13 protein-coding genes are annotated in these 12,654 nt (G+C 58.3%); 2 read left to right on the top strand and 11 right to left on the bottom strand.

The annotated features are described in order from the left end of the window. Positions 1-358: 358 nt before the first annotated feature. From H7698_RS24140 to H7698_RS24180, 9 genes are all read right to left on the bottom strand, one after another. Positions 359-961 carry an START domain-containing protein gene (locus H7698_RS24140; RefSeq protein ID WP_194692992.1) on the bottom strand — a complete coding sequence of 201 codons (603 nt, stop codon included), beginning with the start codon at positions 959-961 and terminating at the stop codon, positions 359-361. Between the two features lie 41 nt (positions 962-1,002). Beyond that, positions 1,003-1,257, bottom strand: coding sequence for a YkgJ family cysteine cluster protein (locus tag H7698_RS24145; RefSeq protein WP_194692993.1), 255 nt, complete (start codon positions 1,255-1,257; stop codon positions 1,003-1,005). 165 nt (positions 1,258-1,422) lie between these two features. Then, complete coding sequence (locus tag H7698_RS24150) at positions 1,423-1,893, bottom strand: translation initiation factor 2 (RefSeq protein ID WP_162436388.1); 471 nt, start codon at positions 1,891-1,893, stop codon at positions 1,423-1,425. 102 nt (positions 1,894-1,995) lie between these two features. After that, the gene (locus H7698_RS24155) at positions 1,996-3,435 is read right to left on the bottom strand and encodes an aminotransferase-like domain-containing protein (protein WP_162436389.1); all 1,440 of its coding nucleotides are present in this window, start codon (positions 3,433-3,435) and stop codon (positions 1,996-1,998) included. Between the two features lie 199 nt (positions 3,436-3,634). Next, positions 3,635-4,447 carry an OmpA family protein gene (locus H7698_RS24160; RefSeq protein ID WP_194692994.1) on the bottom strand — a complete coding sequence of 271 codons (813 nt, stop codon included), beginning with the start codon at positions 4,445-4,447 and terminating at the stop codon, positions 3,635-3,637. Continuing rightward, positions 4,444-4,800 carry a DUF4398 domain-containing protein gene (locus tag H7698_RS24165; protein ID WP_162436391.1) on the bottom strand — a complete coding sequence of 119 codons (357 nt, stop codon included), beginning with the start codon at positions 4,798-4,800 and terminating at the stop codon, positions 4,444-4,446. The genes H7698_RS24160 and H7698_RS24165 overlap by 4 nt, the downstream gene beginning before the upstream one ends. Positions 4,801-4,809: 9 nt before the next feature. Further along, on the bottom strand, positions 4,810-5,634 hold the full coding sequence (locus H7698_RS24170) for a substrate-binding periplasmic protein (protein ID WP_194692995.1): 825 nt from the start codon (positions 5,632-5,634) through the stop codon (positions 4,810-4,812). A gap of 85 nt (positions 5,635-5,719) precedes the next feature. Further along, positions 5,720-6,649, bottom strand: coding sequence for an electron transfer flavoprotein subunit alpha/FixB family protein (locus H7698_RS24175; RefSeq protein ID WP_162436393.1), 930 nt, complete (start codon positions 6,647-6,649; stop codon positions 5,720-5,722). Beyond that, a complete protein-coding gene (locus H7698_RS24180) occupies positions 6,650-7,399 on the bottom strand; it encodes an electron transfer flavoprotein subunit beta/FixA family protein (RefSeq protein WP_162436394.1) in 750 nt (249 codons plus the stop codon). It abuts the gene before it with no gap. Between the two features lie 546 nt (positions 7,400-7,945). On the opposite strand from H7698_RS24180, the gene H7698_RS24185 reads away from it, so the two are divergent. Beyond that, positions 7,946-9,610 (top strand): electron transfer flavoprotein-ubiquinone oxidoreductase, encoded by a 1,665-nt coding sequence (locus H7698_RS24185; RefSeq protein WP_194692996.1) that lies wholly within the window; start codon positions 7,946-7,948, stop codon positions 9,608-9,610. Between the two features lie 90 nt (positions 9,611-9,700). On the opposite strand, the gene H7698_RS24190 is transcribed toward H7698_RS24185, so the two are convergent. Then, positions 9,701-10,591 carry an AraC family transcriptional regulator gene (locus H7698_RS24190; RefSeq protein ID WP_194692997.1) on the bottom strand — a complete coding sequence of 297 codons (891 nt, stop codon included), beginning with the start codon at positions 10,589-10,591 and terminating at the stop codon, positions 9,701-9,703. Between the two features lie 192 nt (positions 10,592-10,783). On the opposite strand from H7698_RS24190, the gene H7698_RS24195 reads away from it, so the two are divergent. After that, a complete protein-coding gene (locus tag H7698_RS24195; RefSeq protein WP_194692998.1) occupies positions 10,784-11,836 on the top strand; it encodes an NAD(P)-dependent alcohol dehydrogenase in 1,053 nt (350 codons plus the stop codon). Here the strand turns inward: H7698_RS24195 and H7698_RS24200 are convergent. Further along, positions 11,833-12,636, bottom strand: a complete 804-nt coding sequence (locus H7698_RS24200; protein ID WP_162436398.1) for an IclR family transcriptional regulator — start codon at positions 12,634-12,636, stop codon at positions 11,833-11,835. The genes H7698_RS24195 and H7698_RS24200 overlap by 4 nt on opposite strands. Positions 12,637-12,654 lie beyond the last annotated feature (18 nt).

Consider the following 12,654-nt stretch of genomic DNA (forward strand, 5'->3'; position numbering starts at 1 on the left):
GTTTTAGGACCCATTGGAAGTTGAAGTTTCAAAAATACAGCGGCGCCTTGCCCTCTGTTGGCCAGGAACTGGCCCCGGGGCTTGCGCGGTGCGCAAATGTTGCACGATCACCCGCAGCATTGCCATTGATTACTGTTCGGTATTGGCGCGGGCGGATTGTCTTGGAGGCTTTGTGAAAATTTCGTGCAACGCATATCCGGAAACAAAATAAAGGCTCTTTGTGGTAATACCGTCGAGCTGAGCCGCTTCATCGACAACGCAAACTCTGTAGCAGCTGGCGAAGCCTGCGTTCGGCTGCGCTGTGGCTTGATAAAAAACGCCCCAAACCAGTCGGGGCGTTTTTTCACGAGCGATGCAATTACTTCTCGGCGCGTTCTTTCAGGGCTTTCAACGTTTTGAATGGCGCATCCACCACAAACTTGTTAGCCACCATTGACGGCACGCTGCCGCCCGGCTCGGTGTGAACCTGGTAGATCACTTCGATCTGATCGCCCTTGGGCACGAATTTCCAGAAGCCTTCAACCTTGGCGACCCGTACAAAACCTTTCTCTTCAGGCATGTACGTCGGCACGCTCTCAAGCTTGCGGGTCAGGCTGCCATCAGCGCCTTGGGTCGTGGTGACATGCATGACCGAATCACGCGGGGTGACAGGCCATGGCGTATTGAATTGCGTGTAGGTCCAGCTTTGATCGCCTTCGTGCTTGAGCAATTTCTGCATCTTGCATTCATGAATCCAGGCACAGGCACCCGGTACGTCTTCCTGCAATGCGCGCAGTTTGGCCATGGTGGTCTTCATCAGGGTCACACCCTGATAGGCCTTGTAGTCGGAACCGGCCACTTCACTGAGGGACACCTTGATCCCGTCCTCGTTCTTGGCAACTTTCCAGTCCTCGGCGTGTGCCGATGTCGCCAGCAAAACCGTTAACCCACACAGCACAGCCATACGATGCAGCGAACCCATAGTCTTATTCCTTATTGTTGAAGTTCCGTTCGTCAAACACATCACGCCGCCGTCATTTGCTCCCACCAGCCAATCAGGTTGATCGCTTCTTCGCTGCTGTTGCCACAGATCTCGGGGTCGGCATCAAACGCCGAACAAACCGCAGGACGCTCCGGTTTGCCGAAAATGTTGCACAGGTTTTCGACCGACAGTTGCAGGCAACGTTCTCCCGCGGGTTTGCCATTGGGCATACCGGGAATCGGTGAGCTGATTGAAGGGGCAATGCAACAGGCGCCACAGCCCTCACGGCATTTCATGACGACAAGCTCCTCGCGACGGGCGATGTATGAAAAGGACGGGACACAGAGTAACCGCTTAAACAGTTGTTTTAAATTACACGGGCGCAGGTTTTTACGATCAGACAGGTGTGACTGACCAGTCTCCGACAAAGCGTCCGGCTTGTGAGTCACGTATCAGGGATTTTACTGTTTGAACTCGAAGTCCAGGGCTGCGCCTTCGACGTCGCGGCGCTCTTCATTGCGCAGTTGCAACTGCATTTCATTGTTGAGCAGACGTCCGTTAAGCTGAAAAGGACTGCTACCGGCCTTGTCCCCGAACATTTGTGGCAGCAGTTCATCGTGCCGGGGCAATGGCACCGTACCGATCGGGTCAAGCTCTTCGACCATGTCTTTGGGCAAGCTTAAATCGAGCTTGGCCGCCGGTAGTGGGGTTTTTGCGATCTCACTGGCGGATTTCGACTTGGAAGCAACCGGCGGGCGTTTTTTTACTACCGCCTGTTTGCTTTGGGCCGCCGCTGTTTTTTTCGCGGGTGTCGTTTTCTTCTCGCGAGCGCTTGCCGTCGGGTTTTCCTGAACGGAAGCCGCCATGACGCTTTCTTGAACAGTCATCAGCAGGAAGATCGAAAGACAGGCAGCGGGGAAAAACTGTTTCATGGACCCAACGGCACTCAGGGCAGAGGGCCATATGCTCGCCTGTTGAAGACCACAAGACAAGCACGGGCAGGAATTACCTGCCCTCCCCGTCAAATTTCCCCGTCAAATACCGGCGCCCATTTCCTGGCAAAGCTGGGTGGCAAGCATGCCCAGCGTCATCAGGGCACGCTCGGCCTCACGGTTCCAGGGGATTCCGCAGTTCAGTCGAATGCAGTGGTTGAACTGCTCGGTGTTACTGAAAATCAGCCCCGGAGCAATGCTGATTCCTTGCTGCAACGCTCGCACATGCAGTTCCTGGGTGTTGACGCGTCCCGGCAGACTCACCCACAGGATGAAACCACCGGTAGGCCGGGTCATCTGTGTGCCTTCGGGGAAATGCTGCTGAACCGCCAGTTGGAAAGCGCTGAGGTTCTTGCGGTACTCCTGGCGGATGTAACGCAGATGCCTGTCGTAGCCGCCGTTTTCCAGATAAGCAGCAATGCCCATTTGCGTGACACTGCACGCTGAATGGGTGCTGAAGGTCTGCAAACGCTGGATTTCCTGCTGATACTTGCCCGCAATCATCCAGCCGATCCGCACGCCGGGCGACAAGGTTTTGGAGAAGCTTGAGCAATAGATCACCCGATCCAGCCGGTCATAGGCCTTGAGCGATTTGGTGCGACCTTGTTCGAACATCAGTTCGCCGTAAATATCGTCTTCGACGATCTGGATATCGAAGTCCGATGCCAGGCGCAGCAATTGCTTCTGGCGCTCTTCGGGCATGGTGCCGCCCAAGGGATTGCTCAGACGAGTGGTCAATACCAATGCCTTGATCGACCACTGGTTGGCCGCCAGTTGCAAGGCTTCGAGGCTCATTCCGGTGGCCGGATCACTGGGAATCTCGATGACCTTGAGGCCCAGCAGATCGGCCAGTTGGAGCAAACCGTAGTAAGTCGGCGATTCGGCGGCGATCAGATCGCCCGGTCGGGTCAGAACGCGCAAGGACATCTGCAGGGCATCGACGCAGCCGTGAGTAATGACCACTTCAGATGGATCGACCACCACACCCGCATCACGCATGCGAATCGCGACTTGCCGGCGCAACGGTTCGAAACCCGGGCTGAACATGTAGCTGAAGGCGCGCGGGCTATGGAAGCGAGTGACCTTGGCCAGTTGCTGATGCAGCGCACGCACCGGCAGGTAATCGACACTCGGCACGGCGGCGCCCAAGGGAAAAACGCCTTCACGACGCGACTCGACCAAGACCTGCTGGATGATGCTGCTGCGCGTCACCAGTCCGGGGCGCTCGACCCGGGCGATGTCTGGTGTCGGCGCGGTCAGGGCGGGAGTCTGGTGCACGTAGTAGCCAGACTGCGGCCGGGCACGAATCAGCCCCTGGTCTTCGAGATTGGCGTAGGCCTGCAACACCGTAGCGTGGCTGACGTTGAGCTGCGAGCTCATCTTGCGCACCGAAGGCACGCGCTCCCCCGGTTGATAGACACCGCGGCGGATGTCCTCGGCCAGCTGTTGAGCAATACGTTGGTAAAGCAGGAGATTGGTCATGACGCGACACTCGATTTCACGGGCATTTTATTCTTGTGTGAAACATACCGGAACAGTTTAGAAGTGTACTGGGACAGTTGCCACAATAGTCGACCATACAGTGCAGTGTCAGCAAAAACTGTACTGTTTTGAGGGCTGGTTGGCAGGCATAAAAAAACCCGGCACTGTCGAGCAGGCCGGGCTTTCCAACTACGCAACCCTATCGGGCGGCGCCGAGTTGGCCTTTTTCGTTGGAGAACACAATTTCCACCCGACGATTTTGTGCACGGCCCCGTTCGGTGGCATTCACGTCCACCGGGTATTCATCGCCATAGCCCTCGACCTGAATTCGCTTGTCGTCGATGCCCAGGTCCATCAGCACGTCCGCCACCGATTGCGCGCGGTCACGGGACAACTTGAGATTTTCCTGCTTGCCGCCGGTGCTGTCGGTATAGCCTTCGATGCGTACTACGCGCTTCGGATTGAGCTGCAGAAACTGCACAATCTTCAACACCACCCGGTTTGCCGAACTCTTCAATTCCGCTTCACCCGTATCGAACAGTACGTCACCCAAGGTCATCACCAGACCACGGTCGGTCTGAGTGGTTGCCAGCGCAACAATCTGTTCTTCCAGCCACTTGCCCTGCTGCTGCACGCTGAGCAACTTGGATTCGCGCAGGGCCAACTGCAGGCGCTGACGCTCGAGCTCCAGCTTCGCGGCACTCTCTTCATTGAGCACTTTATTGGTGTGCTCACGAGCGATTTCGCTGTAGCGCTGACTCAGGTAGGCGTAATGCAGCACATCCGAACCGCTCCCCCAATAGCTGGAAAGACGGTCAGCGCGCGCCAGCGACTCGCCCGCACGGATCACGTCCTTAGGCGCGATGCGCAACACGTTGGAATCTTCCTTCACCTTCTGAAAGTCGGTCCCCGCCTGCTGCAACGCAGCGTCGCTGTGCTGACCGGCACACCCAAAGAGACCTGCACAACTTGCCAGGATCAAGCCACCAAAGGCTTTGGATTTAAGGCTCATTGGGCATCTCCCAGTTGCTTGCGCAGTCGAGTGATGCGGGTATTGAGGACGTTCAATTGCTCCTCGCTCTTGAGGGTCAGCACACGTGCTTCGGCCAGACGTGCGTCCAGCTCAGCCTGCTCGGCTCGCATGCGCGCATTCTTGAAGGATTGGTCGTTCATGCTGCCCTTGGCACGGTTGTACTTGTCTTCGGCCAATTTCATTTCCGGCACATCGTCGGCGGTAGCACCCACAGCCTTGGCTTGTTCAAGCGCTTGTTCCGTCAGACGCAGTTGTTCATTCGGCGCCGGATCGGCTGCACAACCCGCCAGAGCCAGAAGGGCCAGGGCAGCGAAAAGAGGTCGAATACTCACTAAAAATCCCTACTGTTTTGGGGTACTGGCGGGTTGTTGCTGCTGCTGTTTCCAACGCTCGATATTGCGTTGCAACGCGGCTTCCGTCAGTCCGGACGCGGGCAATTCTGTCATCTTTTTGGCCAACTGTCCGCGCAACCACGGATCGTTGCAGGCGGAGTTATGGGAAACCGCCAGATACAGCCCCGGTTTGTCGACCGGCTGCGCACGCGCGATGAGGTCATTGGCCATGCTTAACGACTGCGCGGCGGCCATGCCCGAGTAACGTCCCGCCAGCACGAACTCCACTTCACCCAACAGCAGCTTTTGAAAAGCCAGGGTCAGGTTGGGCGTGCGTGTGAGGCTTAATTGCTGTTCGGCGAAGGTGCCGAACTGCGGTGTCAGACGCGACTTTTCAGACAGCGCGCCGGGATGCCCGTGCAGGTCTTGCGCTTCGCTGTAGACCAGTACCGAGTCTTTTCGGGTCCAGACGAGGTAATCGTTTTCCAGCAGCGGAGGATGAATGTAATCCAGCGATTCCAGCTCGCTGAGCGTCAACGGAGCATCGGCCAAAATATCCATGCGCCCGCTGCGCACTTCGTCCAGGGCTTGGGAGCGTTTACCGGCGTACAGCAGGTCGACCTTGATCCCCAGTTCTGCGGCTACGTGCTGTAACAGGTCCGCACTGGCACCGATCAGGTGCTTGGGGTTTTGCGGGTCCTGCCACAGGTACGGGGGCGCGTCGGGGCTACCGGTCACCACCAGGCGCTCGCACTTGCCTGCCGCCAAGGACAGCGTCGGCAACGCCATCAGACTCAGCAGCAGTGAACAACCGAATACTCGGCGCAGATCCATGGCAATAATCTCCCCTCTATCCCGTTTGTTTCGCAAAAAAAAACCCGACCAAAAGGTCGGGCTCTTTATAAGTGAAGCGGCTGGATTAGACCAGCTTCTCCAACTCCGGGATGGCTTCGAACAAGTCCGCCACCAGGCCGTAATCGGCAACCTGGAAGATCGGTGCTTCTTCGTCCTTGTTGATCGCAACGATCACTTTGGAGTCCTTCATGCCAGCCAGGTGCTGAATCGCGCCGGAGATACCGACGGCGATGTACAGCTGTGGAGCAACGATCTTGCCGGTCTGACCGACCTGCATGTCGTTCGGCACAAAACCTGCGTCGACCGCGGCGCGGGAAGCACCCACGGCAGCGCCCAGCTTGTCGGCCAGGGCGTACAGGTGTTTGAAGTTGTCGCCGTTCTGCATGCCGCGGCCGCCGGAAACGACGATCTTGGCAGCGGTCAGTTCCGGACGGTCCGATTTAGCCAGCTCTTCGCCAACGAAGCTGGAAAGGCCAGCGTCGTGAGCTGCAGCAACGGCTTCAACGGCAGCCGAACCACCGGTCGCAGCTACCGGGTCGAAACCGGTGGCACGCACAGTGATCACTTTGACCGCAGCGTTCGATTGAACGGTAGCAATGGCGTTACCGGCGTAGATCGGACGCTTGAAGGTGTCGGCGCTTTCTACCGAGATGATCTCGGAGATCTGGTCAACGTCCAGTGCAGCGGCAACGCGCGGCAGGATGTTTTTGCCGTTGGAAGTGGCGGCAGCCAGGATGTGGCTGTAGCCCTTGCCCAACTCTGCGACCAGAGGAGCGACGTTTTCCGGCAGCTGGTGAGCGTAGGCAGCGTTGTCGGCTACCAGCACTTTCGCCACGCCAGCCACTTGTGCAGCGGCTTCAGCCACGGCGCCAGCGCCCTGACCTGCAACCAGCACGTGGATGTCGCCGCCGATTTTGGCAGCAGCAGCAACGGTGTTCAGCGTGGCCGGAGCCAGCACTTTGTTGTCGTGTTCAGCAATAACCAAGATAGTCATTTAGATTACCTTCGCTTCGTTTTTCAGTTTCTCGACCAGTTCAGCCACCGACTTGACCTTGATACCCGCGCTGCGTGCAGCAGGCGCTTCGACTTTCACGGTCTTGTTGGTGGAGGCGGTGGAAACGCCCAAAGCGTCCGGAGTCAGCACTTCGAGAGGCTTCTTCTTGGCTTTCATGATGTTTGGCAGAGACGCGTAGCGCGGCTCGTTCAAACGCAGGTCGGTGGTGACGATGGCCGGCAGCTTCAGGGAAACTGTCTGCGCGCCGCCGTCGATTTCGCGAGTCACAGCCACGGTGTCGCCGCTGATTTCGACTTTCGACGCGAACGTGCCCTGACCGTAGCCGCTCAATGCAGCGAGCATCTGGCCAGTCTGGTTGTTGTCGCTGTCGATGGCTTGTTTGCCAAGGATCACCAGCTGAGGCTGTTCCTTGTCGACAACAGCTTTCAACAGTTTGGCAACGGCCAGGGAAGTCAGATCTTCGGCGGATTCGACGAGGATGGCGCGGTCGGCACCCAGAGCCAGCGCGGTGCGCAGTTGCTCTTGAGCGGTGGACGGGCCGACGGAGACAACGACGATTTCAGTCGCAACACCTTTCTCTTTCAGGCGCACGGCTTCTTCAACGGCGATCTCGCAGAACGGGTTCATCGACATCTTGACGTTGGCAAGATCGACGCCGGAATTGTCCGCCTTGACGCGAACCTTGACGTTGTAATCAACAACGCGTTTGACAGCTACAAGAACCTTCATGGATTCCTCGTTACTCTCCGGTGAAAAGAAAGTCGCCTAGGCGAACCTGGCGGTTGATGCTCATCGGGCGCAAGGGCACCTCCAAAAACGCCGGCAAAAGTAGCAAGTGACCATCGCTCATGATGAAGTTGACCGTTCGTCAGCGGTGACCGACGAGTCATTCATTATCGCGGCGTGTAAACTGCGCGCCAAAGCAGCGCTGCGCATCACCTTCTACTGCCATCGCCCTGTCTTTAGAGGTGCTCTTGAAACCAACAGTCAGCCTACGGCGAGCGCAAAACCGACCGTATCTTGACCGGAACACCTATTCCGGTCAATACGCCAAAACTGCCGTTCATGCGGCGCGTGACTTTGATTTCTCTGGCTTTGAGCCAATTCAAACAAACGTTTGTATTGGACGCTAGGAGTGGTGTAGATATAATGCGCCACCCAGAGAGAAAGGTGGTCAATCGATTGTCCGTTCCGCGCGTTGCGAGGAATTTGTGGATGCGACACCAAAACTCCAATTAGAAAAAAAACTGTTGAGCCTTGAGTAGGAGATAACCTGTGGAACGCGAATACATGGAATTCGACGTCGTCATCGTCGGTGCCGGCCCCGCTGGTCTTTCCGCTGCCTGCCGATTGAAGCAGAAGGCCGCTGAAGCCGGTAAGGAAATCAGCGTCTGCGTGGTCGAAAAAGGCTCCGAAGTCGGTGCTCACATCCTCTCCGGTGCCGTGTTCGAACCACGCGCCCTGAACGAATTGTTCCCGGACTGGAAAGAACTGGGCGCTCCGCTGAACACACCGGTGACTCGCGATGACATTTTCGTCCTCAAGAACGCCGACAGCGCGCAGAAAATTCCTGACCTCTTTGTGCCCAAGACCATGCACAACGAAGGCAACTACATCATCTCCCTGGGCAACCTGTGCCGCTGGCTCGCCCAGCAGGCGGAAAACCTGGGCGTTGAAATCTACCCGGGCTTCGCGGCTCAAGAAGCATTGATCGACGAAAACGGTGTGGTCCGCGGGATCATCACCGGTGACCTGGGTGTCGACCGCGAAGGTCACCCTAAAGAAGGCTTGTACACGCCGGGCATGGAACTGCGTGGCAAGTACACGTTGTTCGCCGAAGGCTGCCGTGGTCACATTGGCAAGCAGTTGATCAAGCGCTTCAACCTCGACAGCGATGCCGACGCCCAGCACTACGGCATCGGCCTGAAGGAAATCTGGGAAATCGACCCGGCCAAACATCAGCCAGGCCTGGTGGTCCACACCGCCGGTTGGCCGCTGGACATCATGGGCAGCGAGAACACCGGTGGCTCGTTCCTTTATCACCTGGAAAACAACCAGGTGGTTGTCGGCCTGATCGTCGACCTGTCCTACAGCAACACTTACCTGTCGCCGTTCGACGAATTCCAGCGCCTCAAGCATCACCCTGTACTCAAACAGTACCTGGAAGGCGGCAAGCGCATCAGCTACGGCGCCCGCGCTATCTGCAAAGGCGGCCTGAACTCGCTGCCGAAAATGGTCTTCAAGGGCGGCGCGCTGATCGGTTGCGACCTCGGCACCCTGAACTTCGCAAAGATCAAAGGCAGCCACACCGCGATGAAGTCCGGCATGCTCGCCGCTGAATCCGTGGCCCAAGCGCTGTTCGCCGAGAAGGATGGCACCGAAGAATTGACCACTTATGTGGACGCGTTCAAGAAGAGCTGGCTCTACGACGAACTGTTCGCCAGCCGCAACTTCGGCCCGGCGATCCACAAGTTCGGCGCGATCGTCGGCGGTGGTTTCAACTGGCTGGACCAGAACATCTTTGGCGGCAAACTGCCGTTCACCTTGCACGACACCAAGCCGGACTACGCTTGCCTCAAGCTCGCGGCTGACTGCAAGAAGATCGACTACCCGAAACCGGACGGCAAGATCAGCTTCGACAAATTGAGCTCGGTGTTCATCTCGGGTACCAACCACGAAGAAGAACAGCCTTGCCATCTGAAGCTGACCGATCCGAGCATCCCGATCGCCAAGAACCTGCCGCTGTACGATGAGCCTGCCCAGCGTTACTGCCCGGCCGGCGTGTACGAAGTGGTGACCAAGGAAGACGGCGAGAAGCGCTTCCAGATCAACGCCCAGAACTGCGTTCACTGCAAGACCTGCGACATCAAGGACCCTGCGCAGAACATCACCTGGGTGGCGCCGGAAGGCGCTGGCGGCCCGACTTACCCGAACATGTAAGTCGAACGCCTGAACATCAAGGCTCCCGAAACGGGGGCCTTTTTGTTGCCCGGGATTCAAGCCACACGCCTACAGAGAAACCATTGCCACTCAGGCGGCGCGTTCGTCGCCGGGACTGCGCTCGAAGTAGCGCTTGTACTCGCGGCTGAACTGCGAGGTGCTCTGATAACCCACACGATGCGCGACCTGCGCCACGCCCAACCCCTCGGTCACCAGCAACGCCTGCGCCTTGAGCAACCGCAAGCGCTTCAGGTACTGCACCGGCGATAACAACGTGCTGCGTTTGAAATGCTCATGAAAAGTCGACGCACTCATGTTCGCGCAACTCGCCAGCGTCTCCACATTCAATGGCTCGGTGTAATGACCATGCAGGTGGTTAAGCGAGGCGGCAATCCGCGCGAACTGACCTTGCTGCTCCACCAACGCCCGCAACACATCGGCCTGCGGTCCACGCAAGGCAACGAACAACAACTCACGCAAACGGGCCTGGCCCATGATCTGGCATTCCAGCGGATCGTGCAGGCAGCGCAACAACCGTTCCACGCAGCCGCGCATCGCGTCGTCCAGTACCGCCGAGGTCATGGATTCTGGTGTTTGCGCTGGAATATGACGCCCCGGTGCCAATCCCATGGCCAACACCAACTCACCCAGCAACACGCGGTCAATCGCGATGGACACGCCCAACATCGGCCCATCTGGCGCCGCAAAGGTTTCGCATTCGAAAGGTACCGGCAGGGCCTGAATCAGATAATGGCCGGCGCCGTACTCCAGCCGCCGCGGCCCCAGATACGCCAGTTTGCTGCCCTGAGCGATGATGACCAGGCTCGGTTCATAAATCTGTGGACCACGGGCGACATCGCAGCTGGCACGCAGCACCTGCACGCCGGGCAACGGTGTCGGTGCGAAGCCGTCGCGGGTCGTCAGTGGCTGGACCAGAGAAACCAGCGTGGCATTGGCATCGAGATGGCGGGTCAACAACATGGAAAGCTCTTCACAGAAAAAGTGGCGGAAAACGGGATGAAACCATCATCGCAGGTCTGCAAACCAATATGACCAATCAACGGCGCATGTCGGAGGATTAGGCATGACACGCGGAGGAATCGCCATGGCCGGGCGAACAGAGGACGCCCAAAATGCGCCACCTCACCCGTCACTGCTTCTGCGAGGTTTCTTATGTACACCGCCATCGGTTATGCCGCCCAATCGGCCACCACTCCCCTCGCCCCCGTGAAATTCGAACGCCGCAGCCCCCGCGCTGATGACGTTGCCATCGATATTCTTTACTGCGGCGTGTGCCATTCCGACATCCACCAGGCCCGCAACGAATGGGGCATAGCGGTTTACCCGCTGATGCCCGGCCACGAGATCGTGGGCAAAGTCACTGCCATAGGTGCAAACGTCACCCGGCACAAAATCGGCGACCTGGTCGGTGTCGGCTGCATGGTCGATTCGTGCCGCACTTGCGAAGCCTGTCAGTCGAACCTCGAGCAGTATTGCCTCGAAGGCCCGACCATGACCTACGCCACGCCTGACCGTGTCGATGGCAGCAACACCATGGGTGGCTATTCGGACAGCATCGTGGTAAGCGAACACTTCGTCGTGCGCATCCCGGAAAAACTCGATCTGGCCAGCGCCGCGCCAATTCTCTGTGCCGGTATCACCACCTACTCGCCGCTCAAGCACTACGGCGTCAAGGCGGGCGACAAGGTGGGTATTCTCGGTATGGGCGGACTCGGCCACATGGGCATCAAGTTCGCCAAGGCCATGGGCGCCGAAGTGACGCTGTTCACACGCTCGGCGAGCAAGGCCGAGGAAGGTCGTCGCCAAGGCGCGGACCATGTGATCGTGTCCACCGATGCTGAACAGATGAAGGCCGCAGCCGGACATTTCGACTTCCTGCTCGACACCATTCCGGTCCAGCACGACCTCAATCCCTACCTCGACACCCTGCGTTTCGACGGCGTGCACATTCTGGTGGGCTTGATCGAACCGGTCGATCCACCGGTTCATGCGGGCAAGTTGGTGATGAGCCGCCGTGTGTTGGCCGGTTCCCTGATCGGTGGCATCGCAGAAACCCAGGAAGTGCTGGATTTCTGCGCAGAGCACAACATCACCTGCGACATCGAAATGCTCGACATCCGTCAGATCAACGAGGCATACGCCCGCATGATTGCCGGTGATGTGAAGTACCGGTTCGTCATCGACATGGCGACCTTGAAGGTCTAAACCTTCGCGCCAAGTTCTGCCGAAAGCCTTGCTGTGACCCCTTTGATCAGGGGAATCAGCTCGGCCATTTTTTCCAGCGGCATGTATGGCACGGTGCTGGCGATGCTGATACCGGCGACGATGCGCCGGCTGGCATCACGGATCGGTGCCGCCACGCAGCGAATCGACGGTTCGTTGTCTTCCAGGTCAAAGGCGTAACCGCCCGCCACGTACTCGACCATGCGCTGCTGAAATTGCTCCCAGGACTGCTCGGGGTGCTGCGGCCAAAACTGGTTCTTCCCACCCGCCGGCAAGCTGACTTCGTACAGCCGCTGCCATTCCTGCTGCGTGTCATCGAGCATCAGCGCCTTGCCAATCCCGGTGCGTGCCAACGGCATTCGGTGGCCGACCCGCGAGCGCATTTCCGGGCCGTTGCGCCCCGGATTCTTGTGCAGGTACAGCACCTCGTCACCTTCGCGAATCGCCAGGTGAATGGTGTCGCCCGTCAGCGCCGACAACTCATCCAGATAAGGCCCCGCCAGGGTTACCAGCGGCAATTCCTCACGCGCCTGAAAGCCCAGTTCGATGAGCTTCGGCCCCAACAGATAACCGACTTGCGGCACCACGCGCAGATAGCGCTCGTCCACCAGGCAACTGGCCAGGCGGTGAGTGGTGCTTCGCGTCGTGCCGATCAATCGGGCAATTTCCTTGAGATCACGGGCACCGCTGGCCACGGCCTGAACCACACCCAAACCACGAAGCAGGGTCTGGGTGCCGGTCGGTGCGGCGTCCTTGGCGATTTTTGGGGCGTCTTCCTGCATATCCAGCCTTTACCGTTG

It is taken from the genome of Pseudomonas sp. p50(2008), assembly GCF_015351605.1.
Taxonomy (GTDB): Bacteria; Pseudomonadota; Gammaproteobacteria; order Pseudomonadales; family Pseudomonadaceae; genus Aquipseudomonas.